This window comes from Euzebya sp., from assembly GCF_964222135.1.
Taxonomy (GTDB): Bacteria; Actinomycetota; Nitriliruptoria; order Euzebyales; family Euzebyaceae; genus Euzebya.
Genome location: NZ_CAXQBR010000065.1, coordinates 1 through 23,594, shown reverse-complemented (window position 1 = coordinate 23,594; position 23,594 = coordinate 1). Strand labels below are relative to the sequence as shown.

Annotated in this window: 28 protein-coding genes; 16 read left to right on the top strand and 12 right to left on the bottom strand. The window is 72.9% G+C overall.

Translation table 11 applies throughout. From position 1 onward, the window contains the following. Window positions 1-134 precede the first annotated feature (134 nt). From ACEQ2X_RS13590 to ACEQ2X_RS13565, 6 genes are all read left to right on the top strand, one after another. A complete protein-coding gene (locus tag ACEQ2X_RS13590) occupies window positions 135-500 on the top strand; it encodes an HNH endonuclease signature motif containing protein (protein ID WP_370326357.1) in 366 nt (121 codons plus the stop codon). Next, window positions 497-862: a hypothetical protein gene (locus ACEQ2X_RS13585; protein WP_370326356.1), complete on the top strand. Its 366-nt coding sequence runs from the start codon at window positions 497-499 to the stop codon at window positions 860-862. Before ACEQ2X_RS13590 ends, ACEQ2X_RS13585 begins: the two co-directional genes overlap by 4 nt. Continuing rightward, window positions 859-1,251 carry a hypothetical protein gene (locus ACEQ2X_RS13580; RefSeq protein WP_370326355.1) on the top strand — a complete coding sequence of 131 codons (393 nt, stop codon included), beginning with the start codon at window positions 859-861 and terminating at the stop codon, window positions 1,249-1,251. Before ACEQ2X_RS13585 ends, ACEQ2X_RS13580 begins: the two co-directional genes overlap by 4 nt. Then, on the top strand, window positions 1,251-3,227 hold the full coding sequence (locus tag ACEQ2X_RS13575) for a hypothetical protein (RefSeq protein ID WP_370326354.1): 1,977 nt from the start codon (window positions 1,251-1,253) through the stop codon (window positions 3,225-3,227). Before ACEQ2X_RS13580 ends, ACEQ2X_RS13575 begins: the two co-directional genes overlap by 1 nt. A 5-nt stretch (window positions 3,228-3,232) precedes the next feature. Continuing rightward, window positions 3,233-3,523 carry a hypothetical protein gene (locus tag ACEQ2X_RS13570; RefSeq protein ID WP_370326353.1) on the top strand — a complete coding sequence of 97 codons (291 nt, stop codon included), beginning with the start codon at window positions 3,233-3,235 and terminating at the stop codon, window positions 3,521-3,523. A 68-nt stretch (window positions 3,524-3,591) separates the two neighbouring features. Beyond that, on the top strand, window positions 3,592-4,161 hold the full coding sequence (locus tag ACEQ2X_RS13565; protein WP_370326352.1) for a sce7726 family protein: 570 nt from the start codon (window positions 3,592-3,594) through the stop codon (window positions 4,159-4,161). Here ACEQ2X_RS13565 and ACEQ2X_RS13560 read toward each other — a convergent pair. Then, complete coding sequence (locus tag ACEQ2X_RS13560; protein WP_370326351.1) at window positions 4,115-5,161, bottom strand: hypothetical protein; 1,047 nt, start codon at window positions 5,159-5,161, stop codon at window positions 4,115-4,117. The genes ACEQ2X_RS13565 and ACEQ2X_RS13560 overlap by 47 nt on opposite strands. A 47-nt stretch (window positions 5,162-5,208) precedes the next feature. Here ACEQ2X_RS13560 and ACEQ2X_RS13555 point away from each other — a divergent pair, with 47 nt between their 5' ends. Then, window positions 5,209-5,436 carry a hypothetical protein gene (locus ACEQ2X_RS13555; protein WP_370326350.1) on the top strand — a complete coding sequence of 76 codons (228 nt, stop codon included), beginning with the start codon at window positions 5,209-5,211 and terminating at the stop codon, window positions 5,434-5,436. A 26-nt stretch (window positions 5,437-5,462) separates the two neighbouring features. Next, on the top strand, window positions 5,463-5,846 hold the full coding sequence (locus ACEQ2X_RS13550) for a type II toxin-antitoxin system death-on-curing family toxin (RefSeq protein ID WP_370326349.1): 384 nt from the start codon (window positions 5,463-5,465) through the stop codon (window positions 5,844-5,846). Here ACEQ2X_RS13550 and ACEQ2X_RS13545 read toward each other — a convergent pair. From ACEQ2X_RS13545 to ACEQ2X_RS13530, 4 genes are read right to left on the bottom strand one after another with little or no spacing between them, the layout of a single operon-like run. Beyond that, on the bottom strand, window positions 5,843-6,115 hold the full coding sequence (locus ACEQ2X_RS13545; protein ID WP_370326348.1) for a hypothetical protein: 273 nt from the start codon (window positions 6,113-6,115) through the stop codon (window positions 5,843-5,845). The genes ACEQ2X_RS13550 and ACEQ2X_RS13545 overlap by 4 nt on opposite strands. Next, window positions 6,112-6,354 (bottom strand): hypothetical protein, encoded by a 243-nt coding sequence (locus ACEQ2X_RS13540; protein WP_370326347.1) that lies wholly within the window; start codon window positions 6,352-6,354, stop codon window positions 6,112-6,114. Before ACEQ2X_RS13540 ends, ACEQ2X_RS13545 begins: the two co-directional genes overlap by 4 nt. Before the next feature lie 11 nt (window positions 6,355-6,365). Continuing rightward, window positions 6,366-6,641, bottom strand: a complete 276-nt coding sequence (locus ACEQ2X_RS13535) for a hypothetical protein (RefSeq protein ID WP_370326346.1) — start codon at window positions 6,639-6,641, stop codon at window positions 6,366-6,368. Continuing rightward, window positions 6,638-7,540 carry a hypothetical protein gene (locus ACEQ2X_RS13530; RefSeq protein WP_370326345.1) on the bottom strand — a complete coding sequence of 301 codons (903 nt, stop codon included), beginning with the start codon at window positions 7,538-7,540 and terminating at the stop codon, window positions 6,638-6,640. The genes ACEQ2X_RS13535 and ACEQ2X_RS13530 overlap by 4 nt, the downstream gene beginning before the upstream one ends. Window positions 7,541-7,950: 410 nt before the next feature. On the opposite strand from ACEQ2X_RS13530, the gene ACEQ2X_RS13525 reads away from it, so the two are divergent. The 5 genes from ACEQ2X_RS13525 to ACEQ2X_RS13505 all read left to right on the top strand — a co-directional run bounded on the left by ACEQ2X_RS13525 (window position 7,951) and on the right by ACEQ2X_RS13505 (window position 11,207). Beyond that, window positions 7,951-8,142, top strand: coding sequence for a hypothetical protein (locus tag ACEQ2X_RS13525; protein ID WP_370326344.1), 192 nt, complete (start codon window positions 7,951-7,953; stop codon window positions 8,140-8,142). Between the two features lie 10 nt (window positions 8,143-8,152). Beyond that, complete coding sequence (locus ACEQ2X_RS13520) at window positions 8,153-8,824, top strand: hypothetical protein (protein WP_370326343.1); 672 nt, start codon at window positions 8,153-8,155, stop codon at window positions 8,822-8,824. A gap of 462 nt (window positions 8,825-9,286) precedes the next feature. Next, a complete protein-coding gene (locus tag ACEQ2X_RS13515) occupies window positions 9,287-9,472 on the top strand; it encodes a hypothetical protein (protein WP_370326342.1) in 186 nt (61 codons plus the stop codon). A 57-nt stretch (window positions 9,473-9,529) separates the two neighbouring features. Beyond that, window positions 9,530-10,135: a hypothetical protein gene (locus ACEQ2X_RS13510; protein ID WP_370326341.1), complete on the top strand. Its 606-nt coding sequence runs from the start codon at window positions 9,530-9,532 to the stop codon at window positions 10,133-10,135. Window positions 10,136-10,469: 334 nt separating this feature from the next. Next, entirely contained in the window at window positions 10,470-11,207 is a 738-nt protein-coding gene (locus tag ACEQ2X_RS13505; protein ID WP_370326340.1) for an alpha/beta hydrolase, read from the top strand. Window positions 11,208-11,267: 60 nt separating this feature from the next. Here the strand turns inward: ACEQ2X_RS13505 and ACEQ2X_RS13500 are convergent, their stop codons facing one another. Together ACEQ2X_RS13500 and ACEQ2X_RS13495 are read right to left on the bottom strand one after the other, a co-directional pair. After that, window positions 11,268-12,773, bottom strand: a complete 1,506-nt coding sequence (locus ACEQ2X_RS13500) for an alpha-N-arabinofuranosidase (protein WP_370326470.1) — start codon at window positions 12,771-12,773, stop codon at window positions 11,268-11,270. Between the two features lie 7 nt (window positions 12,774-12,780). Further along, window positions 12,781-15,114 (bottom strand): cell wall-binding repeat-containing protein, encoded by a 2,334-nt coding sequence (locus tag ACEQ2X_RS13495; RefSeq protein WP_370326339.1) that lies wholly within the window; start codon window positions 15,112-15,114, stop codon window positions 12,781-12,783. 303 nt (window positions 15,115-15,417) lie between these two features. Between ACEQ2X_RS13495 and rlmN the strand changes: the two genes are divergently transcribed. Beyond that, complete coding sequence (gene rlmN / locus ACEQ2X_RS13490; RefSeq protein WP_370326338.1) at window positions 15,418-16,452, top strand: 23S rRNA (adenine(2503)-C(2))-methyltransferase RlmN; 1,035 nt, start codon at window positions 15,418-15,420, stop codon at window positions 16,450-16,452. Window positions 16,453-16,461: 9 nt separating this feature from the next. Here the strand turns inward: rlmN and ACEQ2X_RS13485 are convergent, their stop codons facing one another. Beyond that, window positions 16,462-16,893 (bottom strand): heme-binding domain-containing protein, encoded by a 432-nt coding sequence (locus tag ACEQ2X_RS13485; RefSeq protein WP_370326337.1) that lies wholly within the window; start codon window positions 16,891-16,893, stop codon window positions 16,462-16,464. 45 nt (window positions 16,894-16,938) lie between these two features. Here ACEQ2X_RS13485 and ACEQ2X_RS13480 point away from each other — a divergent pair, with 45 nt between their 5' ends. After that, window positions 16,939-17,250, top strand: coding sequence for a MazG nucleotide pyrophosphohydrolase domain-containing protein (locus ACEQ2X_RS13480; protein ID WP_370326336.1), 312 nt, complete (start codon window positions 16,939-16,941; stop codon window positions 17,248-17,250). 1 nt (window position 17,251) lies between these two features. On the opposite strand, the gene ACEQ2X_RS13475 is transcribed toward ACEQ2X_RS13480, so the two are convergent. From ACEQ2X_RS13475 to ACEQ2X_RS13460, 4 genes are read right to left on the bottom strand one after another with little or no spacing between them, the layout of a single operon-like run. Next, on the bottom strand, window positions 17,252-19,852 hold the full coding sequence (locus tag ACEQ2X_RS13475; protein ID WP_370326335.1) for a CHAT domain-containing protein: 2,601 nt from the start codon (window positions 19,850-19,852) through the stop codon (window positions 17,252-17,254). After that, window positions 19,853-20,320 carry a hypothetical protein gene (locus tag ACEQ2X_RS13470; RefSeq protein WP_370326334.1) on the bottom strand — a complete coding sequence of 156 codons (468 nt, stop codon included), beginning with the start codon at window positions 20,318-20,320 and terminating at the stop codon, window positions 19,853-19,855. Then, on the bottom strand, window positions 20,313-20,918 hold the full coding sequence (locus tag ACEQ2X_RS13465; protein ID WP_370326333.1) for an RNA polymerase sigma factor: 606 nt from the start codon (window positions 20,916-20,918) through the stop codon (window positions 20,313-20,315). The genes ACEQ2X_RS13470 and ACEQ2X_RS13465 overlap by 8 nt, the downstream gene beginning before the upstream one ends. Beyond that, window positions 20,915-22,504: a S8/S53 family peptidase gene (locus tag ACEQ2X_RS13460; protein WP_370326332.1), complete on the bottom strand. Its 1,590-nt coding sequence runs from the start codon at window positions 22,502-22,504 to the stop codon at window positions 20,915-20,917. The genes ACEQ2X_RS13465 and ACEQ2X_RS13460 overlap by 4 nt, the downstream gene beginning before the upstream one ends. A gap of 242 nt (window positions 22,505-22,746) precedes the next feature. Here ACEQ2X_RS13460 and ACEQ2X_RS13455 point away from each other — a divergent pair, with 242 nt between their 5' ends. Then, entirely contained in the window at window positions 22,747-23,574 is an 828-nt protein-coding gene (locus ACEQ2X_RS13455; RefSeq protein WP_370326331.1) for a phosphotransferase, read from the top strand. Window positions 23,575-23,594 lie beyond the last annotated feature (20 nt).

The following is a 23,594-nucleotide window of genomic DNA, read 5'->3' as shown; positions in this document are numbered from 1 at the left end:
CTGTTCTCGCCTGCGGTCGAGAGCCTGCCGGGACGCCTCCGCCCGGGCTGGCGCGATGCCAGCCCGACCGGCCGCCCCGGGCCGTCCTCTGCAGCGGCTCGGGGACCGGCCTCCCCGGCGATCGCGGGCGACCGGTGAAGGTCTGCGCCGAGCCGGGCTGCCCGACCCTGGTCGAACGGGGGACGGCGCGCTGTGACGCCCACCGGCTGCCTGACCGGCGGCCGGCGGACCGGTGGCGCTACAACGACCGGAAGTGGCGGCGGATCCGCGCTCAGGTCCTCAAGCTCCACCCGATCTGCACCTGCCCGGGCTGCCCGGCCAGTCGCCGCCGTCCCGGCCACACCGGCGTCTGCGGGGGCGAGGCGACGATCGCGGACCACATCATCCGCCGGCGGGATGGCGGATCGGACCGCCACGAGAACCTGCAGCCCCGCTGCCAGTCCTGCCACTCCGCCAAGACCGTCCGCGAGGACTCCGGGTTCGGAAGGCCCGCCGCGTGACCGCCGTCGACGCCCGCCTGGTCGTGCTGGTCGACCTGCTCGCCCAGCTCGACGACACCACCGTCCTGCACACCGGCCAGGACCCCGACGGCTGGACCGTCACCGTCCAACCGGTCCTGTGCGACGACTGTGAGTACGGGCATCCCACCGAGGACGGCTGGGTCGACCTCGAGCTGCTCGCCCACCTCGCCACCGACGTCGACGACGTCACCATGACCGCGACCGCGACCTTCCCCGCCGGCAATCCCGGCCGGACGCTCACCCACCGCCTCACCGGCACCGACGTCGCGCTCGACGACACGATCAGCTACCTGCGACACCTCCTCACCGACGTCTACCGCCGAGGAGGCCGCACGGCATGACCACGACCAGGGCCGAGGTGCTCTCGACGGTCGACCTCGACACCGTGTTCAACGTCGCCAAGAGCCACCGACGTGGCCGGCGGATCCGCCGGCCGGCAAGCCGGTGGCGGACCATCGACGGCCAGCGGCTGACGGCCGCCCAGCGGGCCGCGGTGGAGGCTGCCAGCTGGGAGGACTGGGCGCTGGCCGTGGCCACGCTGCAGACCGACGCCGCCCAGGCGCGCCTGCGCGGCGAGTGGTGGCACGAGCTCGACGACCTGCTCGGACGCCACTGGACGCCGAGTGGCCAGATCATCGACGCGCTCGCGGCGATGAACCCGGACGAGTACGCCCGCGCCGTCGAGCTGCTGGAGCTCTGCGGGCTCCTCAAGGACCAGGAGGCCAGCTGATGGCAGTCGAAGAGGTCGGCGCCAAGCTCACCCTGAAGGACCGCGCTCCCTTCTCCCGCGGCATCCGCGACGTCGAGGGTGACATCGGCCGGCTCGGCCGCACCGCCGGCGGCACGGGCCGGCAGTTCTCCACCCTCGGCACGCTGGCGTCAGGAGCGCGGGGCAGCATCAGCCTCGTCGGCTCGGTCGCCCGCACCGCCGCGGTCGGCGTCGGCGTCCTCACCGGCGCGGCCGCCGCCGGCGGGCTGGCGCTCGTCAACATGGCGTCGGACGCCCAGGAGGTCGAGTCGCGGTTCAACACCGTGTTCGGCCCCCAGGGCGTCGCCCAGGTCAACGCCTGGTCGCAGGGCGTGCAGGGCAACGTCCACATCGCCACCCAGGAGCTGCAGGACGCCACCGCCGGGTTCGGGGTGTTCGGCCAGGCCGTCGGTGTCGCCCAGTCCGACCTGCCCGGCTTCTCCACCGCGCTCGCCCAGGCCGGCCTCGACCTCGCCTCGTTCAACAACGAGTCGCCGGAGGACACGTTCCTCGCGCTCCGGTCGGGCCTGTCCGGTGAGGCCGAGCCGCTCCGACGGTTTGGGATCTTCCTGTCCGACGCCTCCCTCAACGCCTTCGCCGCCGCGGAGGGCATCTCGGCCACGACCGAGGAGATGACCGAGCAGGAGAAGGTCCTGCTGCGTCAGCGGTTCATCCTCGCCAACCTCGGTGCGGCCGAGGGTGACCTGGCCCGCACCGCTGAGGGGTACGCCAACCAGCAGCGCAGCCTGCTCGGGGTGTTCCGCGACATCCGCGTCGAGCTGGGCGAGGCCCTGCTCCCTGCGGTGCAGGAGATCACCCCGGAGCTGACGCGCGGCCTCCGCGGGGTACTGTTGGACCTGAACGACAACCTCCCGTCGCTGCAGGAGCGCACCCGCGGCTGGGCGCAGGACGTGGTCCGGCTGTTCCGGACGATCCGCAACGGCCGGGTCGACACGACCGGGTTCGACGAGCAGATCGAAGAGGTGTTCGGCACCCGGTTCGGCGGGTTCTTGAACGGCGCCATCGACCTGGTGCAGGACCTGCGGACGAACATCGGTGAGCTCGGGACCCGCCAGGGGACCGTGCAGACCATCGAGGGCATGTTCGGCGCCGGCGCCGCCGGGCTGCTGGACGACATCTGGGAGGCGTCGGAGAACATCGGCGTCATCTGGCGCGACATCCTCGTCCCCGCCTGGCAGGGCGCAGAGGAGACCCTGGGCCCGATCGCGGGCGGCACCCTGACCGCCCTCGGCGACGCGCTCGGCTGGGCGGCGGACAACGCCGAACGGCTCGCCCCCTACGCCGAAGCGCTCATGACCACCCTCATCGCCGGGTCGGCCATCCGCAGCATCAGCCGGCTGGCCGGCGCCTTCCGCAACGTCGCCGGCGGCGTCGGCGCGGTCCGCACCGCCATCGGCACCGGCGGCGGACGCGGCCTCCTCGGCGCCCTCGGCAACCTCGCCCGCTTCCTCGGACGCAACCCCGGCGTCGCCGGCCTCCTCGCCGCCGGTACCGGCGTGGCCACCAGCTTCCTCGGCCTGTCCGACGAGCTCGGCGAAGCCGTCGACCGGGCCGCCACGACGCCCGATGAGGCGCACGCGCTGGCGTCGGTCAACCAGGCCCGCGAGGCCATGGGCATGCCGACGATCAGCCAGGGCGACCTCATGCTGGGGCGCGGCGGCAGCCCGGGACCGGTCGGCCTGGTCGAGGACCTGTACGGGTCCCGCGCCGCCGCGGCGGTCAGCGGTAGCCCGGTCGCCGCCGGCAGCTTCCGTCCGGTGGGCGCCGGGACCGGCACCTTCCAGGGCACCACTGCCACGGTGACCGTCGCGCCCACCTACCGCCTCGGCGTCAACATGACCCGCGAGGACGCGCTCCGCATGTTCCGCGAGTCCGAGCGCGAGCTGGTCGAAGCGGTGCAGCGCGGCATCGAGATCAACAACACGAGGGGCAACTGACCGGCATGCGAGTCGCACTCGGCCTGCCCTCGGTCACCGAACTCCGGCCCGGCTGGATCAAGACGGCCGCCACCGACGGCATGTGCCACTACGTGCTGGCCGACCAGCCCGACCGTGTCCGCGGGCCCGCCCGCTACCTGCGTCCCGCCTCGCCGGCTACCGCCGAGACCGACGACGGATCCGGAGGGCACATCCACGACCGTCCGGCCCCGCCCGCCGCGAACACGCCGTGCCTGGTCGTGACGATCGGTGGCAGCTTCGACCTCGACTCCGCGTGGGTCATCCCGTTCCCATGAGTAGCGCACAGCTACCTCCCGGTGACGCTACGCGCTCTGTGGGTGTCACCCTCTACGATGAGCGCGCCATGACCCGGCTCAGCGACCCGCCGATCCGCGCCGCGCTGCACAGCCGCCTCGACGAGCAGCTGAGCGACGGCGACCGCGTCGTGTTCGAGATGCCGGTCTGCGGCGGCACCGCACGCCTCGATGCAGCCCGGCTGAACGGCCACCTCGAGGGGTACGAGATCAAGAGCGACCGGGACACCCTCGCCCGCCTCGACGGTCAGGTCCAGGCCTACGGCCGTGTGGTCGACCGCATGACGATCGTGTGCACGCCTCGACACCTTGACCAGGCCATGGACGTCGTCCCGCCATGGTGGGGCGTCTGGGAAGCCACCGGCGACGGCGTCCATGTCGACCTGGCCGAGGTCCGCTCCGCAACGGAGAACCCCGATCAGGAGTCCGTGTGGGTCGCCCAACTCCTGTGGCGTGACGAGTGCCTGAGCCTGCTGGACCTGGCGGGCGTGACTGGAGTGCGCAGCAAGCCGCGGAGGGTGCTGTGGCGCCGGCTGGCCGACGTCTACGACCTCCCTGAGCTCTCGCCACTGGTCACAGGGGTACTGAAGAACCGCCGCGGCTGGCTAGCTGTGCGGTGACGAACGCGAAGTGCCGCTGGTGCCCGACTGTGATCCATGTTGTCGCGTTCCCAGTCGTGCCGTCTCCGCGGGCGTGCTCGATGACCCAGCTGTCACCGGCAGAGAGACCCTCATCGACGTGCCCGACGAGACGCTGGGCGACCCGGTAGATCGCCTCGTTGCCCTCGAGGGCGGTCCGCCGTTCCCGCATGACGAGCCAGTCGAGATGACGGGTGACACGCAGGTTCGGGTTCGGGGCACGCGGCACCGATGGGGGTGGGCTCGCGGCCACGATCGAGTAGTCACCGAACCCTGGGGCGCGGTAGTTGTCCATCCGCAGGGCATCGTGGATGTCGACCCAGCCCGTCCAGTCGTGCCGGCCGTGGACCTGCTCCTCCTCTGAGCCCAGCTGTGTCGGGAAGGCGCCCCAGGCCAGGGTGTAGCCGCCCCACTCCTCAGCAGGGACCACCATGGTCAACATCTCCGCGAAGGCGACGTTGACCGTGCTCTCCAGGTCCAGGACCAGGTGCACCTGCTCGGGCGTAGCCCCCAAGGTGTGCACCAGGGTCTCGAGACGGTTGCGCAGTTGGACCGGCCGCTCGACGTGATCGGCGCGCAGGCGGATGCAGACCTCGTCCGGACCGGCATCCTCGCTCAGCGCCACCCGGACGGCGGCCAGGAACCCGTCGGGTGACGCGATGTCGACTACCGGGATCGGCTCAGGGACGGGCAGGTCCTCAGCGATCGACTGGGCCGCACGGCGGACGAGGTTGTAGCCGTCGGCCAGGTCCACGTCGCTGTCGTCGAAGGCCCCCTGGACGTCGAGGAACAGGGGCCGGTACCAGGCCTGCAGGATGTCGTTGACGCGCTTGGCGACAACCGTGGACGGGACCTCACCCTCGATGGGTTGCAGCTCGACCAGCGGGGTCATCGTGGTCAGGTGACCCGAGGTGGAAAGGGCGCTGAGTTCAGCGCGCTTGCCCCGCAGCATCGGCACGTAGTGCAGGTCGTCGCGGTTCATGGGTTCAGCCCTCCCTCAGATGATGATATCAGTGATAGTATAGCCGCATGGCTACCAGCACGACGTCGAAGCAGGTCCTCGTCCGCCTCACACCTGAGGAGCACGTCGCTCTGCAGCGGTTCGCCTCGATCACGAACACGTCGGCCAACGACGTCGTCCGCCGGGCGCTCCGTGACTTCCTCGCGGGCCCCGGTCGCCGTGAAGAGTTCGATCAGCTGGTCAGCGACGCCAAGGACCAGTACCGGGCCGCCCTCGATCGCCTGGCCGACGAGTGAACGGACCGCCCTGGCCGTTCCTCAGCGTGGACGAGGTCCTCCAGATCAACGAGGCCATCATCGGCCCTGGCCGGCTCCGTGACCGACCACTACTCGAGAGCGCGCTGGCTAGGCCGGCATCGAGTGCCTTCGGGGAACTTGTGTTCCAGACGGTCCACGACCAGGCCGCGGCCACACTCCACGCCATCGCACGCAGCCACGCATTCCTCGACGGCAACAAGCGCACGGCCCTGGTCGCGTGCGTCGCCTTCTACAGGCGATGCGGCTACCGCATGACCATCGATCAGGACGAGTTCGCTGACCTCGTCGTTGAGGTGGCCCAGGGAACCTACTCCGTAGGAGCTCTCGCCGGATCACTCAAGGGACACGTCGAGCCCGTGCCCGACGAGGGTCTCGAGCCCCCGGATTAGGTTGGGCGGGCCAGCCAGGCGGTGATCGCGACCTTCGACGCGAGCCACTTCGTACCGACCTTCCGACCCGGGATGGTCGAGCCCATGTGGTCGCGGACGAATCTCTCGGACAGCCCGCAGTACACGGCGATGGCCTCCACGCCCGCGAGGACGTCGTGCTCCACTGGCGTGAGGACGGAGGCGACGGCGTCGCGGAGTTCGTCGGCGACGGCGCGGCCGACCAGGCTGGCGAAGTCGGCTGTGGCCGGGTGCGAGTCCTGCAAGGTCACTGCGAGACCATCCGGGTGAGCTCCGCGGTCTCGCGGGCCCTGGCGAGGTACCGGTCGAGAGACTCGGCGGTCACCACGTTGCGCTTGACTCCGGGGAGGCGGAGGCCGTCGAGGTAACCGGCCAGGACCAGGTTCCGGACGGTGTCGGTGGAGACGCCGCCGATGTAGTCGGCTACCTGGGGGTGGCCCCAGTACGGACGGACGTCGACGGCGCGAGTGCTGGTTGTGAGTTCGATCATGCGACCGGACCCTAGGGGTCCCGGCCGGCCAGCCACGCGGTGAGTGCGGCCTTCGAGGCGAGCCAGGAGCGGCCGACCTTGCGGGCTGGGATCGTGGACCCGAGGTGCCGTGCGACGTGTGCCGGCGACAGGGTCAGGTAGGTCGCGATGTCCTCGATGCCCTCGAGCACGTCGTTCTCCGCAGGCACCAGCAGGCGTTGCACGTCGCCACGGAGCTCGCGGGCGACGGTGTGGCCGATGAGTTCGGCGAGCGTCGTCATGGCGGCCTGGATGTCCTCAGGCGTCACAGGTCCTCGGCGTGGGTCAGGGCGTCTTCGGGAAGCGGCTGGCCTGTCCCCGATTCGGTCTCGTGGTCGAGCATGGCCGCGATCTCGGGGCCGTGGATCATCCTCCGCACGCTCCGGCGCGGCAGCCGTCGCGGGTCCACGCCGGCCAGCGCCAGCTGTGTCGTGCCCTGGCTGAGTGCGGCGCGGAGGTAGTCCAGTTGCTCGACGATCGAGTCGAGGCGGTCGTCCTGGCCCTTGACGTGCGCGGCCAGACCTGCGAGGGCTGCCCGGGGGGCGTACCCCTCGATGTGGGCGATGGGCATCTGGTCAGGGGCCTCGGGGTCCGGCTCGGCCTGTACTGAGTAGGTGACCGTGGCCCAGCCGGACTCGCTGATGTCCTCGGGGTGCTCCCATTCGGCGCCGTACCGGCCTTCGACGTAGACCCCCGGGGTGCCGTCGCGGAACCGGTGGCCGCGCACGGCCGTGGCCACGACCGCACCCGCGCCTGGTGGGAGAAGGTCCATCACGTGCGCCGCGTGGACACCGAGGCGTTCCTCCACGAGCTCGCGCTCGCGGCCAGGATCGCGCACATCGATGGGCTCGATCACGTTTCGCGTCGTGGCCCGCACCACATCGATGGCCGCCTCGAGGACCTGGCGGGCGCGGTCGAGGTCGTTCGGGTGCGGGTTGTGGACCGTCTCGGGATGCCGGTTGTCGAGGCCGGCCCGGGCGTCGTTCAGCGCCCGCAGGGCCATCTGCAGCCGGTCCTGGTCGGTGGTGGGGGCGGAAGCAGGGTCACCCTCCCGCCGCGGCGGCTGCATCGTGAACGGCCGCGCCGGCGGCTCCACCGGCGGATGGGCAAGGGGCGGTGCTGGTGGACCATCGACGTGGTCCTGGTCGTGAGCGTGCGGGGTGGGCATGGCTGGCTCCTCTCTAGGGCAGGAGCCCGGTGACCGTTGCCGCGGTCGTGTCCGGGCGAGTGTGTGTGCGCTCGGCCAGGGCGATATGCCCCGGCCTGCGCGGCGAGAGGGGGGAGCATGGTGGGGCCCGCGGGCCCAGCAGTGACACGGCGGCCTACAGGGGCCGCTCCGGACACGCCAAGAACGGTCTGGGTGCACCACGTGCGTCTACGCTCATCGCGTCGGGTCCTTCTAGGGAGGATCCGGCCGGCTTCGGCCGGGCCCGGGGAGGTTGCCGCCTCCTCGGGCCGCACCATCGTACCGGATGGGACGGGGCGGGACTAGATGCGACCTTGCCGGGGGTTGATGTCGCACCCGTTCCCTACTGTCAAGAGTTCGGGTACAACTACGTGCATGGAAGGGGAGACGTGATGAGTCCGGCAGCCACCGCAGGCGTGGTCACCCACCACGTGCCACGCGAGGAGTTCGACGAGGAACTCCGTGAGGCCATCTCGAGCGTCTCCGATCTGACCCTTGACGAGTTCATCGAGCGGGGTCGCAGCGGGGACCTCGAGGAGCCCTTGGACGACCTCTGGCTGATGGTGGCGCCGCTGTTCCGGTAGCTTCCCCCGCGTGGGGGTGCTCGAGGATCAAGCCGAGGCGTTCGCGGCCCGTCTGACCGACCTGGTCAACGCGACGGTCACCCGCGACTGCGTGTTCCACGTCACGCTCGTCGATGGCTTGGCGATCGTTCGCCCTCCCGGTGAGGTGTTGAAGACCCACCCGCTGCTGCCGTTGTCGACTGCCGATGATGTCGAAGACCGGCAGCAGGCGCCGCTGTGGTTGCGTGTGCGGTTCTCCACGACGATGGATGCCGAGGGCCAGCACCTGGCGGTGCACTCCTCGGTGATGGGTCTCTGCGTCGACCCGCGGACGAACTTCTGCCCCATCCGCATCGAGTACGACCGCGACGAGCCCGGCAAGCAGGCCGCCCACCTCCACATCACCGGTGACTCCGCCGGCTTGGGCTTCGCGTACGCCGCCGCTGGCAGCAAGCTCCGGCCGCTCCACAAGCTCCACATCCCCCTCGGCGACCGGCGGTTCCGGCCGACGCTGGAGGACTTCATCGAGTTCCTCCACCAGGAGCGCCTGATCACCGACACCCACCAGGGCTGGCGGCAGGCACTCGGGGAGTCTCGTGGCGACTGGCTGCACCGCCAGACACGGGCAGCCGTCCGCCGGCATCCCGACGCCGCGGTGGAGCAGCTGGAGGCGATGGGTTATACGGTCCGTTCGCCGGATTGATGTAGCCGCGTTGTCACCGAGCCACGCGAAACCACACGTGAGCAGGCGACACCAGACGTGACCAGTCGGTGGCAAACGCGCAGGTCAGGGCCATTAGGCGGCATCAGACATGACCAGTCGGGACGGGATGCGCATGGTTCAAATCCCTGCATCCCGACTCTCGGGTCGCGGAATCCTGCGGGGTTCCGCGACCAACGTGTAGGTGAGATTTGAGACCGTCGTCATCGACTTCGTCTAGGACGTCGTCGTCGTGGACGCCGCACTCGCCAACGGCTACCACCGACGAGCGGCCAGCCTCATGCCTGGACGACGCCCGCGACCGTCCTACCCAACTTGGACGAGCCGGGATGATCCCGACCGTCGACACGGGCCCGCTGGGTGCAAGGCCGGACTGTCTCACCCCATGCGTATCGTTGTCGATCCGGGTAGAACACGACTACACCCACGAGGAGGCAACGCGCCATGAAGGTCTTGGAGCCGTCTGCCGCCGACCTGCGCGCTCGGCGTGAGCGCTTGCTCGCGTCCATCGGGATGACCTACACCGAAGCCCAGCAGGCCGCGGAGCGCAACCTGCTGAGTGGACCGGACTTCTGGGTGTGGAGAGAGGTCCAGTCCATCGACTTCCTCCTCGGAGAAGACGAGGACTGACCGATCGACGAACAACTGCGAGGGAGGGCGCAGGAGTTCGCCGACGACGTAGCCGCGATGCTCCGCGGCACGGTCAGCCCTGAGGCCGTCATCGAGTCCACGGTCCGGGGCGATCGCGTGGTGATCTCCACCCCGGGGAAGCGCACCGACCACCCCGTCGAGCTCACCATCGGCGGGGAGCACCTGCTGGACCTGCACGTCGAGTGGCGGTGCACTTGGGACCACGCACGCCGATACCTCGCCGTGGTCGAGTCCAACGTCGCCGTGGGGTTCCCCGTGACGAGGAACCCTCTCCTGCGCGTCGAGTACGTCCGTGCACGCAGGTGGGCGCAGGCTCACATCCAAGTCCACGCGGAACGTGCCGACTACGGCTATGTGCTGGCGAAGGCTGGCAAGGACGGACCCGCGCAGCTATACGACGTCCACCTGCCCGTGGGTGACCGTCGCTTCCGTCCATGCCTTGAGGACGTCGTCGAGATGGCGGTGGAGGACCTGGGAGTCGACTCTCAGGACGGTTGGCGGGCAGTCGTCGAGGAAGGCCGGGACCGCTGGAGGCTGATCCAGGCGAAGTCAGCGCTGCGGGACGCCATCCGGGAGCACCCCGACCAGGCAGAGACCTTTCGGAGGCTCATCGATGAGGCGCAGCACGAGGTCTCCTCCTAGGAAGCTCCGACCCCCCCCCCGGATACCCATCCGATTCGTCCACAGCCACTCCCTGACGACCCTCTTCTCCGGTAGGGCGTGTCCGGGAGCGGTCCTCACTCCCAGGCGAACCCAGGCCTCTCACAGGCTCCGAATCGAGCATCCGCTGACGGCCACGACCCCGGGACGTGCAGGAGCACGACCGGCTGGCCGCGAGCTGCTGACCGACCCCTCGCCGGTCCTGCGGCGAGTGGCTGCCGACCTCGCCGGGCAGATGACCGGCAGTCGTGTCGATGGCGGGCAGGTGCTGACATCCCCCGACGGGCGCCCCACCGCCGGCTGGTAGCGTCGCGGCATGGCTGGCCGCTCCGTCCTCCTCGTCCACGGTGCCTGGCACGGCTCGTGGTGCTGGGACGACTGGTCCGCCGTCCTGGCCGAGGCGGGCCACCGACCTCGAGCCATCGACCTGCCCGGCCACGACGCGCCGGGGAGCAGGCACCGGATCTGGACGCGGATCGGCGGTTACGTCGCGGCCGTCGGCCAGGAGCTCGACCGCCTCGGGACCGAGGCCGTCGTCATCGGCCACTCGATGGGCGGGCTCGTCACCCAGCGGGTGCTCGAGCAGCGGTCGGCCGCCCTCGGCATCCTCGTCGCGTCGGTCCCCCGGTCCGGCGTGTGGGGGGCCACGGTCCGGACGGCGCGGGCGATCCCCCTGCCCTTCGCCAAGGCGAACGCCACGGTGTCGATGTGGCCGATCGTGGGGACCCCCGCGCTGACACGCCGGGCCTTCTTCACCCCGGACACCCCTGCGGAGGTCGTGGACGCCTGCCACGACCGGCTGCAGGACGAGTCCTACCTCGCCTACCTGCAGATGCTCGCGGTCCTACCCCGACCGTCGCGGGTCCGGACCCCCGTGCGGGTCCTCGCGGCCGGCGAGGACCGGATCTTCACCGTCGCCGAGGAGCGGTCCCTGGCCGTGGCCTACGGGACCGACGCCGTCGTGGTCGACGGCGCCGGGCACGACCTGATGCTCGACCCCGCCGGTCGTCCGGCGCTCGACCGGGTCCTGGCCTGGCTGGCCGAGCTCGGGTGAGCTGACGCGCGACCAGTCCGCCGCCGCGAACCCGCCGACGACGGAGGCGCCCGACGTCGCTCAGGGTCGGCGCAGGCGGACGACGTTCCAGGACACCGGTGGCAACAGGACCTGTTCGTCGTCGCCGTCGCGCTGGGTGACCTCGACCTGGCGCGGGACGACCCGCAGCGGATCGTCCTCGGTGTTCACCGCGCGGACGTCGGGATCGGACAGCGTCAGGTGCTCCACCACCCTGTGGTCGGGGAACGCGCGGATGCCGAGGGTCAGCGAGACCGGCTCGTCCACGTGGCGGTTGACCACGAACACCACGACCTCGTCGCGGTCGGGATCGTGCGTGGCGACCGCGTGGACGACGGGGGTCGCGCCGAACCGGGCGCACTCGTAGGAGGGGGTGATCGCCTGCACCGCCAGGACCTTCCCCCTCGCGAACCGGGCGGCCTGGGCGAAGGGGTAGAAGCTCGTCTGGCGCCACGCCGGCCCGCCCGGCTCGCTGCGGATGGGCGCCAGGGCGTTGACCAGCTGCGCCTGGCACGCGGTCGTCACGCGATCGCTGCGGCGCAACAAGGTGATCAGCAGGCTGCCGACGACCACCGCGTCGGCGACGTCGTAGGTGTCCTCGGCGATGCGCGGCGCGACGGGCCAGTCCTCGGTCGGGACTTCCAGGTCGGGCTGGTACCACACGTTCCACTCGTCGAAGGAGATGTCGATGCGCTTGGAGCTGCGCAGCTTGGCGCCGACGTGATCGGCCGTCGCGACCACCTCTGAGATGAAGGCCTCCATGTCGACGGCCGAGGCCAGGAAGCTGCCGAGGTCACCGGCGTCGACCTCGTCGTAGTAGGCGTGCGCGGAGATGCGGTCCACCTGGTCGTAGGCGAGCTCGAGGACGGTCGCCTCCCACTCCCCGAACGTCGGCATCCCGCGGCCCGAGCTGCCGCAGGCCACCAGCTCGAGGTCCGGGTCGACCATGCGCAGGGCCCGGGCGGTCTCCGCGGCCAACCGCCCGTACTCCTCGGCGGTCTTGTGACCCATCTGCCACGGGCCGTCCATCTCGTTGCCGAGGCACCACATCCTGATGCCGAACGGTTCGGGGTGCCCGTGCGCGATCCGGAGGTCCGACCAGTAGGTCCCGCCCGGGTGGTTGCAGTACTCGTGGAGGTCGAGGGCCTCCAGCACCCCGCGGGTGCCGAGGTTCATGGCGAGGTTCACCTCGATGTCGGCCTTTCGAGCCCACGTGACGAACTCCCCCAACCCGTGCGCATTGGTCTCGAGGGAGTGCCACGCGGCGTCGAGCCGCGTCGGGCGGTCCTCGCGGGGCCCGACGCCGTCCTCCCAGCGGTACCCGGACACGAAGTTGCCGCCCGGGTAGCGCACCAGGGTCACCCCCATCTCGCGGGCGAGGGCCAGCACATCGCGACGGTGGCCGTCGTCATCGGCCTCGGGGTGCCCGGGTTCGAAGATCCCGGTGTAGACGCAGCGCCCCATGTGCTCGACGAACGAGCCGAACGTCCGCCGGTCCACATCGGCGACGTGGAGGTCCGGGTCCAGGATCAGGCGCGCGTCGAGCATGGTCTGGTCAGCCACCGGTCCCCTGCTGGATCTGGATGACCACGTCCTCGGACACCACGGCCACGCCGCCGACCACGGTGAACGCGGGTGGGGCGGTGAACCCGACGGAGGTGAGGAAGTCGAGGGTCTCCGCCGGCAGGCGGGTCGGCTCGACGCCGAGCTGCGGGGCGCCGCGGCGGACCGCCAGCGGCGCGGACGCGAGGGCGTAGGTCCAGGCGTCACCGTCCCGGGCGTTCGACAGGTCGACGACGATGAACTCCCGGTCCTCCGGGTCAGGCGAGCCGATCACCTCGGGCCACAGCTCGGCGGCGATCAGCGCGCCTGTGGCGAACCGGTTGGGGCCGGCGATGCGGACCCCGCCGGGGGACTGCGCCAGCGCCCCCTCGGGGACGACCGCCTCCCCGCCCAGCGCGGTCGTGCCGGCGATGCCGTGCTCGGCCATGAACTCCCGGGTCACCGGGTGCAGGACCTCGCCCACGGTCAGCAGGATGGGGCGACCGACCGCCCCGCCGAAGGCTCCGCCGAGCACCGAGTCGGGGAAGTTGTCCCCGGTCGCGAGCAGGACGTCGGTCGTGCCGGGGTTGCGGCGCAGGACCTCGGTGGCCACCTGGGCGGCGGTCTCCACCCGGGAGGCCCCGGCGAAGCGGACGACCTCGTAGCCGGCCCCGCGGAGCTCGTCCTCGACGGCCTGCGAGACGGCGTTGGTCCCGCCGAGGATGTTCACCCGTCCACCGGGGGGCAGGGCCCGGTCGATCTCGGCGCGCGTCTCGTCGACCAGCGGCGCGTCAGGGCCGCCGTCGGTGTAGAGGATGCAGCCGTCGTCCCCCGCGAGGGGTGCACCGGCCAGCGCGTCGGGGAACGCGTCGTCCCGCGACAGCAGCACCTCCCCGGCGGTGTCGTCGGCGGCGAACAGGAGCTGGCAGATCTGGATGGCGACGTCGTCGGGGGTGTCCCCGTCGAGCCGTGCGGTCCCCTGCCCCACGGCGGCGAGCTGCAGGCCCACCCCGCTGTCCGACTCGGCGGACGCGGTGTTGGCGAGGATCACCCTCCCGTCGTCGAGGACGGGGGCCATGCGCTCGCCGCGGAACTCGCCGAAGAACGCGTCGGCGTCCTCGCCGGTCGTCGTCAGGAGCGCACCGGTGGCGCCGTCGAGCGCGGACAGGCCGAACCCGAAGGTCGTGTACCAGACGGCACCCGCGGCGTCGACGATGGGCTCACCGGCGTTGACGAACGACGGCACCGGCTCGTGCTGCCACAGGGGCCGACCGTCGTCGAGGGAGATCGCGAAGAGCACGTCGCCGCTGGGCTCGGCGGTCACGATGCGGTCGCCGGCGACGGCGAGGCGGTCGACCCACATCCCGAGCCCCGACTCGTCGGCGCTGTCGTCGCGCTCGTAGACCACCGACCAGTCCTGGACCAGGTCGTCACCCGACCGGTCGTAGCGCGTCAGGCGCTGCGGGGCGTCGTCGGTGTGGACGACCAGCCCGCCGGGGACCGCCGCCATCTGCGCGACGTCGCCGACCTCGACGGTGGACAGCTCGGCGCCGGTGTCGACCGCGTACACGCCGATCAGGTGCGGTTGGTCACCGGACCCGCGCTGGTGGGCGTAGTAGGCGACGTCACCCTCGGGGCTGACGATGATGCGGGGGAAGAACGCGCTCTCCCAGCCGTCGAAGTACTCCTCCCACGCGAGGGTCATGTCGGGTCCGGCCAGGTCGACGGCCACGAGCCACCGGTCGAAGTTGCGCCGCTGGGTGAACAGCAGGGTGTCCCCGGCCAGGGTGAGGTGGGCGGAGTCGAGGGCGCTGCCCGAACACGGGGGGTTGCCGTCGTCGCGAGGGTCGCCGGGGGCGTTGGCGACCGGCTCCTCCCACGACCGCACGACCGTGCCGTCGGAGGCGTCGATCTCGAGGATCCCCGGGAGGTCCGTCGCGGTGTGGCCGCCGCCGCCGGTGGTGTACGCGTAGACGAACCCGTCGTCGCTCGCGACCGGCAGGCAGTCGCTGGCCATGTCCTCGAGCTGCCAGGCGATCGAGCCGTCGTCGGGGTCGATGGCGACCAGCACGTCGACGTCACCATCGCCGCGCGCCTCGTAGGCGTTGAGGACGACGTGACCCTCGGCGTCACGGATCAGCTGGTGGGCGTGGCTCCCGTCGCGACCCAGCTGCGGGTGCACCGCGACCCACTCCAGGCCGGTGACGCCCGGTCCCTGCCCGGGCGAGGTGAAATCGCCCTGGGGTGTGCCGGCGGGGCTCCCGCCGGGCAACGGGGCGGCCACGGCGGCGGTGGGCACGAGCGCCACCGCCACCACGACGACCAGGGCAGCTGCGGTCCTCTTCATCACGAGCGACACCATCCTCGGGTCTCCGGGTGCTGCCCGGGCCGGCGGCACCCGGGCGGCTCGGACCCTAGGCCCGGCGTGACGCTGCGCACAACCGCCGTCACCCGTTCGTCATCTCGGTGCGTCCCCAGCGGTTGATCGCAGATCGGGAGGTCGGTACCGTCCCTCTGCGATGGACTTCTTCATCCGGTTGCGCTGAGCCCCCGCTGACACCCCGTCGAGGCACCCCTCCGCGGTGCGCGGTGTCGGCATACCTGCTCAGTCCGGACGCCACCCGCGTCCGCGCACCCGGGAGGAGTGCCCATGCCACCGTCCGACCGCGCCCGGCCACGCCGTGCCACGCGACCACCCCGTCGCAGCCTGTTCGACCTGTCCTTCGACGAGATCGCCGACCTCGAGGACCCCGAGACCGCCGGTGACGTCTACCGGTCCCTCTACCGCCACCGCCGCACCACCGCCACCGTCAGGCGGGTGGCGCGGACCCACGACCTGACCACGTCCGCGCTGCCGCTGCAGGCGGTGGAGCGGGGGTCGATGACCACCAAGCACCTCTTCGGCCTGCCCGACGGCTCGTCGGTCGAGACCGTCGCGATCACCCGCCGGACCGGCACGACCGCCTGCGTGTCCTCACAGGTGGGCTGTGCGTTCCGCTGCGCGTTCTGCGCCTCCGGCCAGGACGGCCTGACCCGCCACCTGTCCCCCGGCGAGATCGTGCAGCAGGTCCTCCAGCTGGGCACCCGCATCAACCGGGTCGTGTTCATGGGGATCGGCGAGCCGCTGCACAACTACGACAACGTCCTCGCCGCGATCAGGATCCTGCGCGACCGCCGAGGCCGCGGGCTCAGCACCCGCGGCATCACGATCTCCACCATCGGCCCGCCGGCCGCGCTGCGGCGCCTCCGCGAGGAGCACCTCGGCATCAACCTGACCATCTCGCTGCACGCCACGGACGACGCGGTGCGGCGCGAGCTGATCCCCGGCGCCCGTGCCCACCGGATCGAGGAGGTGATCGACGGCAGCCAGTCGTGGGCCGAGCGGCACGGCAGGCCGGTCACCTACGTGTACCTGCTCCTGCCGGGCCACAACGACACCGACGAGGACCTGGACCGGCTCATCGGCTGGTTCGCCGACCGGCCTGCTCGGGTCAACCTGATGCGCTGGAACCCGGTCGACGGGGAGCAGCGCTTCCTGCGGGCCGATGACCGGCTGCTGGCCCGGTTCCGCCGTGCCCTGGTCGACGCACGCGTCGACACCGCCGTCCGCGACACCCAGGGCCTCGACGTCGATGCCGCGTGCGGGCAGCTGCGCGCCCGCCGGATGCGGTCGGTGCCGCGATGACGGAGGTGGTCAGTCCCTCGCCATGCGCTCGAGCGCCTCGACCAGGACGGTCGCCTCCGCCTCGTCCAGCCGCGCACCCGGGTGGAGGAGGGTGTAGCGGCTCGGCGGCATCGACCCGTCCCGCACGGCATCGGCGGCGTCGTCGGCGTCGGAGTCCCCGAAGTCGGAGAAGTTGAGCTCGTCGCGGCCCTCGGCGACGTCGCGCTGGAGCAGCCAGCTGGCCGGGGCCACGTAGGCGTAGGGCGGGTAGCGCGTCTCGTGGCTGTGGCAGTCGAAGCAGGCCGCCCGCGCGACCTCCTCGGCCTCCGCGGTCGGGAACCTCGCGGCGTCGACCACCGGCGGGTTCGAGAACTGCCACGCGCCGAGGGGGACGAGCTGCACGCCGATCCCGACGGCCGCCACGGCGACGGCCGCTCGGCGGAGGAGGCGACGTCGTTCCACGTGGGACGACCATACGCCGACGGGCCGGCGCTAGCGTGCGGGACCATGGCCGACACGACCCCGCGCGCGATCACCGACATCGCCACCTTCCAGGACCAGATGGTCGCCCTGTACGGCGACCGCGACGCCGAGCGAGGGCTGGCGCGGACCTTCGCGTGGTTCACCGAGGAGGTCGGGGAGCTCTCCCGGGCGCTGTTCCGGGGGACGCACGACGAGCGGGTGCACGAGTTCGCCGACGTCCTCGCGTGGCTCGCCTCGCTGGCCGCGCAGTCCGGCGTCGACCTCGCCACGGCCGCCCAGCGCTACGCCGACGGCTGCCCCCGGTGCGGGCAGACCCCGTGCGGCTGCCGGCGCTGACCTACCCGCTGCCCACGGCGACCTGCCAGGGCGACCCGGCGACGACGAACGCACGGCCCAGCTCCTCACCCTCCCCCGCCGCCGCCGCGAGCGCCACGTCGCTCGGATCCCCCGCCGCGAGCCGCCGGTGGTAGCGGTCCATCACCGCCGCCGCCACCGCGTCGGGGACGCGGCACACCGCGGCGACGACGGAGCGGGCCCCCAGCGCGAGCATCCCGGCGGCGAGCCCCAGGGGCTCGTCGCCCGGCCGCACGGTGGAGCGGCCCACGTCGCAGGAGGAGAGGATCACGTGGGCTGCGCCGACGCCGCTGAGCTCGAGGTCGTGGACGAAGAGGGGGCCGTCGGCCATCCGGACGGACGCGAACAGCGGGCTCTCCTGGTGGTGCAGGCCGTGGGCGGCGACGTGGACGACGTCGGCGCCGACGAGGGCGTCCCGCAGCGCCGCGGCTGACGAGTTGCCGGCCGGCACGAGCGCCGCGCGCGGCCAGCGGTCGGCGACCCGGCGGACCTCCTCGTCCGCCGCCGGGAGGTCGGGACCGCCGATCGCCGCCACGTCGGGGGTCGCGACCGGGGTCGACAGGCCGCGCGCCCAGGCGGTCGCCGAGCGCGCTACCACCACCCCGCGGCCGGCGAGGGACGGGAGCATCCCCCACGGCAGGGCCGCGGTCCCGCGGTGGGGGACGACCACCACGCGGGGGCGCGCCAGGCCGCACGGCCGCACGACCGTCCGGTCGAGGTCGTCGAGCCCGGCGCGGAGGGAGCTCCACACGGCCGCGCGCATCGGGCCCAGCTCGTGGGTCGCCGCGGCCTGGAGGTCGGCCCGCAGCCGTCGGGAGGTCTCGGCCACCACACGCGCGGCGCCCAGGCGGTGGATCGAGGCGTGGCCGCTGGCGACGACCACGGCGAGGACCTCGCCGTCGTGCTCCACCAGCGACAGCAGGTCCGCGTCGACGGCGTCGAGGGCCTCCCGCAGGGTCTCCGGGTCGAGCGGGGCGAGCGGCGCAGCGCGCGCGTCGACGTCCCGCTGGCCGCGCGCGTGCTCGCTCACGTCCGCCTCCACCGCCTCGATGCGGGTCAGGAGCTCGGCCCGGGCAGCGGCACCGACGTCCGCGCGCAGGTCCTCGCGCAGGCGGCGCAGGTCCGCGAGGGCGGATGCGAGCGCGGGGGAGCCCGGCGGGCGCACGCGGGGGAGCCGCGCGGTCACCGACCGCCAGCGCTCGGTGCTCGTGATCACCGCGTCCGGGCCGGATGGCAGCGCCAGCGCCAGGTCGAGCTCGGCCAGCCTGGTGCCGTGGACGGCGATGGCGGTCCGCAGGTCCAGGCTGGCGCTCAGGCCCTGGGCGCGGGCCAGGTCGTCAGCGGCGAGGTCCAGCACCGCCGGGACCTCGGCCACGCGACCGGCGGCGGCCGCCGCCATCGCCCGTCCCAGCCGCAGCTGCAACCGGATGCTCAGCAGGCCGGTGCCACCGGTGCTGGCCACCAGGTCCTCGGCGGCGTCGAGGTGCGCGACCGCGGCTGCCGTCAGAGCCCGGTCGAGCGCTGCCTGCGCAGCCAGCACGCGGGACTCGAGCTCCAGCAGGGGGTCGTCCGCATCCTGGGCGCGGGCGATGAGCGCCTCCACGTCCTCGGCCACCGCACCGGGACGTCCGCCCGGACCGGCGGTGATCTGGGCGAGGACCAGATCGGCCCTGGCCGCCCACCCCGCCGCGTCGGCCGACCGGAAGCGCTGCCCGGCGGCCCTGGCCATGCGCTCGGCCGCGTCGACGTCACCCCGGACCGCGTGCGCGCGGGCCAGCTCGAGCTCGATCTCCGCGAGCACGTGGTGCTGGTGGCGCTCCTCGGCGGCGGCGGTCGCCTGCGTGAGGACCTCAACCGCCTCGCGGCCCAGTCCGGCCTCGAGCAGCACCCGCCCGCGGTCGAGGCGCGAGACCGCGCCGGACACGTCGACGCCCATGGCCTCGCTGCGGCGCATCAGCGCGAGCGCCCTCGGCAGATCCCCCACGAGGTAGGCGATCCACCCCTCGTTGTGGAGCGCCATCGCCTCCTCGCGGACCAACCCGGCATCGGCGGCGATCCGCACGGCCCGGGCCGCGTCGGCTGCCGCCTCGGTGAGTCGACCCAGCAGGCTGTAGGTGACGCCCCGGTTGCTGAGGAGGACGAACTGGTCACGCGCGTCCAGGGCGTCGAGGCGCTCCACGGCCGCGTCGAGCTCGTCGAGCGCGGCGCTCATCTGCCCGGCCCGGCCGAGCAGGTTGGCGCGCTGGGAGTGGCACAGGGCGCTCAGCTCGGCATCACCGACCGCGTCGGCCTCGGTCAGCGCGTCGGCGAGGACGGCCTCGGCGGCGGGCAGCCCGGAGGCCTCGAACACCGCGAACGCCAGGGCCATCAGGACCCTCGCGCGCAGTCGGATGCCGGCAGGGTCGTCCGGGGCAGGGTCGTCCGGGGCGGGGTCGTCCGGGCCATCCAGCACGTCGAGGGCCGCGCGGAGGATCGACGCGGCCTCGGCGGGCCGACCGGCCGAGTTCGCCTCCACCCCGCGCCGGTGGAGGTCCCGCGCCCGGTCGAGCGCGTCGGCGTCGCCGCCCACCTGGTGGCCGCCCAACTAGAGGTCGACGGCCGGGGTCACCACGGGGCGCGATCCGTCGGTGTCGGGGTCCGGCCAGATCACGAAGCTCCCGCGGCCCCGCGGCACGTCGCGCAACGTGAACCTGCCGTGGACATCGGCTCGGGCGGCGTGGATGCCGTTGCCGATCTGCAGCTCCACCTCCGCACCACCGCGGGTGACCCAGCCGTCGACCGTCACGCTGTCCGCGGTCTGGTCGCTGAAGGAGACCATGAGGCTGACCGTGCCGCTCGCGAAGGTGATGCTCTCGGTGTGGGTGACCTCGTCAGCGCGGGCGACGCTGAGCGGCGTCCTGGTCAGCTCGGCGACCTCGGCGTGGAGCCCGTGGACCGTCAACGCGAACTTCAGCCGCTCCTCGAGCCCTGCCGGGGCGGGGTCGAGGTGGCTGTGCACCTCGCGGAGCGCATCCAGGATCACGAGGTCCGTCGCGTCGATCGTCTCATCCATCGCCAGTCCCCCAGTCGTCGTCGGCGGCGAGCAGCCGCCTGAGCTTGTCAAGGCACCGGCCCCGGGTGGGGCCGATGCTGCCCACCGGCATGCCGAGTGCCTCTGAGATGCCGGCGTAGTCCGGCTTCTGCGCGAACGCGATGACCCGCAGCAGCTGCTGGCAGCGCTCGGAGAGGGCGCCCACGTGCCCCCACAGGGCCTGCTGGCGCTCGGTGAGGAGGCTGTGGGCCTCCGGGTCGGGTGCGGTGCTGATCGGCTCGGGGGCTCGGTCGAGGTCGGCGTCCTCGCGTCCTCCGGCTCGACGGACGCGCCAGGCCTCTCGCTTGACGGTGGTCAGCATCCACGCGAGCACGCGCCTCGGGTCCTCGATGCGGTCGGCGTGATCGACCAGGCGGAGCCACGCCGTCTGCAGGACGTCCTCCGCGCGGCGCTCGTCGACGCCCTGGCTGCGGGCGGTGTGCCACAGGATTGGGGTGAGCAGGTCGACGAGCTCCCCCATCTGCGCCCGGTCGCCGGCGCGGTAGGCGTCGAAGGCGGCAGCGGCGGTGTCGATGAGGCCCGGTGCGGCGCGCTCGCCGGTCGGCCGGGGCGCCGTCACGGTCGCTCCCACCTGACCACTGCGCGCACCGCATCCCAGCCGCGGGCCACCATCGCATCCGGGTCCGTGTCGGCCAGGTCCCCCGCGCCGGTGAGGTGCGCGAGCACCTCGGCGGCCAGCACCGGGGCGGCGAAGGAGGTGCCGGACCAGATGCCGAACCCGCTCGTGAAGTCGTCGAGGTCGATCGTGCCGCGCGGGTGGAACCCCGTCGGGACGGTCTCCGCACCCTCCTGCCCGGCGCCCTCGAAGGACGTGGGCAGCGTCGAGACGAGCGCCGCGCCCGGACGCCAGCAGCTGACCCGGCTGCCGTCGTTCGAGAAGAACGCGGCCGTGTCCCCCGGGGGGTTGAGTGCCCCGACGCTGACGAGGGGCACCCGGTGGCCCACGTGGTCGGGGGCGTCACGATCCGCGGCGAAGCCCGCGGGCAGCAGGGGTTCGGTCGTGGCGTCGTTCCCGGCGGCCGCGACGACGACGACGCCGTGCGCCCCGTACCGGTCGAGCAGCACGCGCAGGAAGCTCGTCGTGATCGCGTCCTGCGGGGTCTCGTGGTAGTAGCCGAGGGAGAGGCTCAGCACGTCGATGACCTCGTCGGGCCGGCCGCCGCGCTGGCCGTCGACGTGGCGCAGCAGCAACAGCGCGAGGGCGCGCAGCAGGTCGGATTCGCTCACGGATCCGCCCGCGTCCATCACGCCGAGGGGCAGGATCGAGGCGGCCGGCGCCCCCTGGCGGAGGAGACCGGCGATGAAGGTCCCGTGACCGGCCAGCGGGGCGAGGGTCCCGTCGAGTCCCTCGACCGCGCCGTCGCCCTGGTCCGCTTCGTCCCCGCCGATGGGCAGGCCGGCGTACGTCACCCCGCGGATGACGCCGGGATGCCCGTCGTACCAGGGGTGGGCGCCGAGGCCGGTGTCCGGGACCGCGACGACGGGCGGTCGGTCGGGGCGCGGTGCGTGCCGGGAGGGGTCCCCGGCGACGACCGCCACCGGTGACCGGCCGCCCATGCCGGGCTGGGCGTAGGTGGTCACCGGCGAGCCGCCCCCGTGCCCGACCCAGAACGGGTGCCCGACCCAGAAGGGGTGCCCGACCCAGAACGGGTGCCCGACCCAGAAGGGCACCCCGCCGATCTCGCAGGCGCGGACGAGGTGGTCGAGCCCGACGTCAGCGGAGGCCTTCGCGTCGCGGGCGAGCAGCTGCTGGAGCAGGTGCCAGGCGTCCGGGGGTGCCTGCGGGGCCCGCCCGGCCGGCGCCAGCTGCACGCGGGTCACCCAGGTGTCCTCAGCCAGCTCGCGCAGCTCGCCCTGCGCCGTCGCCTCGGCGACCCGGCCGGCGAGGGCGCGCTCGTCCTCGAGGACGGTCGCGGACCACCCCATCTGCTCGGCGACCTCGGTGATCTGGCTGAGCCGGGCGCTGGCCCGCCCACCGGGCAGGCCGCCGACCAGCACCGTGGACCGCTCGTACACCGTGGCGCGGGGTTCCGGGGCACCAGGCGCCCGCACGGCGGTGGCCGGGTCCAGCAGCTGCCAGCGCCGCCCGTCGTCCCGCGGCAGGCCGGTCGCCCTCGCCTGGCTGATCGGGTCGTCCGTCGACATCTGTCCTCCACACTCGCGTCGCCCGCCACCGGCGGTCGTCCGGCCGTCCGCTGCCCGCGACCTCGAGCGTAGAGGGCGGTGCGTCGACGAGGAAGAGGGGCGGGGGTCGGCGCTGATACGCCGTGTGAGGTGGATGTATCACCGCCATCCGGCCACGCTCCTCCTCACCGCACCCGCCCTCCGGCGGCGGGTGCTGGACGACCTGGCAGGGATGGGCAGATGCGCACCACCGAGGACATGCGATGACGGCCTCCGCGATGCTGGTCCGTGACACCGACGTCCGGACGCCGTGCGACCTGGACGGGGGGTGGGCACCCCGGGGACCTGGGGGCCCGACCACCCCGTGCGCGCTGGACCTGCCCGCCGCCCCGGGCGTCGTGGCGGCGGCGGACCGCCCGACAGCGCTCGCCCCGGCGACGACCGACGTGGCAGCCCAGGGCATCCCGCTGCGCGAGCTGTGGACCGGCCGGGCCGGTCAGCTCCGGGTCTGCCGGGCGGTCGGGCGGGCTCTCGCCGAGCTCCACCGCCACCCGGTCCGCGCGGGGCAGCGGACCGCCGCGCTGCCGTCCCTGCTCTCCGGCGAACTGCCGACCGGCGCGACCGGTGCCGTCCGCGACGCCCTCGCCGACCCTACCGTGCGCCGCGCCGTACGGGTCGTCGAGCGCGGGTGGACGGCCGAGGGGTGGGTCCACGGCGACGTGCGGTTGGACGATCTGTGGGTGGACACGGGCGTGGGGCGCTGCAGGGCGAAGGAGTGCCGCGTGCGCCTGATCGACCGCGGCGGCGCCGGGGTGGGTCCCGCCGCCTGGGATCTCGCCGGCGTCGTCGACGCGCTCATCACCGCGGCGCGCACCTGGGACCTCCGTGTCCCGACCGCGCTCGCCGCCTTCGGCGAGGGCTACCGCCACGCCGGCGGGACGGGGCGCCCGCGGGCCGCCGAGGCCTGCGCGATGGCGCTGCACCGGGCTGCGTGCCCGACGACGCCTCCCGACGACGTCCCGCAGCTGGTGGCGAGGGCGCACCGCGCCGCCGGTCTGGTGCGGGCGGAGCAGGGCGTGGGGATCCGTTGAGGTCTCCGGTCGGCCGTCGC

Bases quoted from the DNA above. Each gene is read 5' to 3' on its own strand.
- ACEQ2X_RS13500 (WP_370326470.1), bottom strand. From the start codon at position 12,773: ATGCTCGACGCGCGCCTGATCCTGGACCCGGACCTCCACGTCGCCGAT.
- ACEQ2X_RS13580 (WP_370326355.1), top strand. From the start codon at position 859: ATGACCACGACCAGGGCCGAGGTGCTCTCGACGGTCGACCTCGACACC.
- ACEQ2X_RS13505 (WP_370326340.1), top strand. From the start codon at position 10,470: ATGGCTGGCCGCTCCGTCCTCCTCGTCCACGGTGCCTGGCACGGCTCG.
- rlmN (WP_370326338.1), top strand. From the start codon at position 15,418: ATGCCACCGTCCGACCGCGCCCGGCCACGCCGTGCCACGCGACCACCC.
- ACEQ2X_RS13455 (WP_370326331.1), top strand. From the start codon at position 22,747: ATGACGGCCTCCGCGATGCTGGTCCGTGACACCGACGTCCGGACGCCG.
- ACEQ2X_RS13565 (WP_370326352.1), top strand. From the start codon at position 3,592: ATGACCCGGCTCAGCGACCCGCCGATCCGCGCCGCGCTGCACAGCCGC.
- ACEQ2X_RS13470 (WP_370326334.1), bottom strand. From the start codon at position 20,320: ATGGATGAGACGATCGACGCGACGGACCTCGTGATCCTGGATGCGCTC.
- ACEQ2X_RS13570 (WP_370326353.1), top strand. From the start codon at position 3,233: ATGCGAGTCGCACTCGGCCTGCCCTCGGTCACCGAACTCCGGCCCGGC.
- ACEQ2X_RS13480 (WP_370326336.1), top strand. From the start codon at position 16,939: ATGGCCGACACGACCCCGCGCGCGATCACCGACATCGCCACCTTCCAG.
- ACEQ2X_RS13460 (WP_370326332.1), bottom strand. From the start codon at position 22,504: ATGTCGACGGACGACCCGATCAGCCAGGCGAGGGCGACCGGCCTGCCG.
- ACEQ2X_RS13495 (WP_370326339.1), bottom strand. From the start codon at position 15,114: ATGAAGAGGACCGCAGCTGCCCTGGTCGTCGTGGTGGCGGTGGCGCTC.
- ACEQ2X_RS13530 (WP_370326345.1), bottom strand. From the start codon at position 7,540: ATGCCCACCCCGCACGCTCACGACCAGGACCACGTCGATGGTCCACCA.
- ACEQ2X_RS13540 (WP_370326347.1), bottom strand. From the start codon at position 6,354: ATGATCGAACTCACAACCAGCACTCGCGCCGTCGACGTCCGTCCGTAC.
- ACEQ2X_RS13560 (WP_370326351.1), bottom strand. From the start codon at position 5,161: ATGAACCGCGACGACCTGCACTACGTGCCGATGCTGCGGGGCAAGCGC.
- ACEQ2X_RS13555 (WP_370326350.1), top strand. From the start codon at position 5,209: ATGGCTACCAGCACGACGTCGAAGCAGGTCCTCGTCCGCCTCACACCT.
- ACEQ2X_RS13515 (WP_370326342.1), top strand. From the start codon at position 9,287: ATGAAGGTCTTGGAGCCGTCTGCCGCCGACCTGCGCGCTCGGCGTGAG.
- ACEQ2X_RS13510 (WP_370326341.1), top strand. From the start codon at position 9,530: ATGCTCCGCGGCACGGTCAGCCCTGAGGCCGTCATCGAGTCCACGGTC.
- ACEQ2X_RS13525 (WP_370326344.1), top strand. From the start codon at position 7,951: ATGAGTCCGGCAGCCACCGCAGGCGTGGTCACCCACCACGTGCCACGC.
- ACEQ2X_RS13575 (WP_370326354.1), top strand. From the start codon at position 1,251: ATGGCAGTCGAAGAGGTCGGCGCCAAGCTCACCCTGAAGGACCGCGCT.